This is a genomic window from Bartonella jaculi, assembly GCF_039543045.1.
GTDB classification, from domain to species: domain Bacteria; phylum Pseudomonadota; class Alphaproteobacteria; order Rhizobiales; family Rhizobiaceae; genus Bartonella; species Bartonella jaculi.
Map to the genome: position 1 here is coordinate 1 of NZ_BAABIZ010000161.1, position 788 is coordinate 788.

The 788-nt window shown below is 41.6% G+C and carries 1 protein-coding gene; it reads left to right on the forward strand.

Going from position 1 to position 788, the window contains the following annotated elements; genetic code table 11:
• Positions 1-788 (forward strand): helicase-related protein (locus tag ABD915_RS09960; RefSeq protein ID WP_345117807.1); only part of this gene is annotated, 788 nt, incomplete at both ends.

Consider the following 788-nt stretch of genomic DNA (forward strand, 5'->3'; position numbering starts at 1 on the left):
TATATGACAGCAACCCCAAAAATCTTTGCTGATAGTGCCAAAAAACAAGCCCATGAGATGAATGGCATTTTAGCCTCTATGGACGATGAAGCACTCTATGGAAAAGAGCTTTACACCTATACATTCTCTAAAGCCGTGAAGAATGAACTCTTAGTTCCTTATAAGATTATTATCTTGGGGGTTAATGAAGAGGAAGTGAGTGAATCCATTCAACATCTGATGACCAATGATGATTATGAACTTACTCTTGATGATAAAACCAAGATCATAGGCTGTTATCAAGCTCTTAGTAAAATAGATCTGAAGATTGACTTGAGTGATGACCCTAACCCTATGCGGCGGGCTTTGGCTTTTTGTAAAGATATCAAAACCTCTGAACGTATCTGTGACACCTTCAATTCTCAAGAAATACAGAAAGAATTGTCTGATCTTCATAAACTCTATAAAGAGACGCCGCCTCTTCAGTGTACCTTTGCGCATATTGATGGAACACAAAGTGCCAAGAAGCGCCATGAAGCCCTTGACTGGTTAAAGGAAGATGCGGGGGAAAATACTTGTCGTGTACTTACCAATGTACGCTGTCTTTCTGAAGGTGTTGATGTTCCTGCTCTTGATGCGATCATGTTTTTACACCCGCGCAAAAGCAAAGTGGATGTGATACAGGCGGTGGGGCGTATCATGCGTCGTGCACGGGGTAAGAAAAGAGGCTATATCATTTTACCCGTTGGGATACCGGCTGGGGTTTCTGCTGAAGAGGCTTTAAAATACAACAAGAGATACAGTGTTGT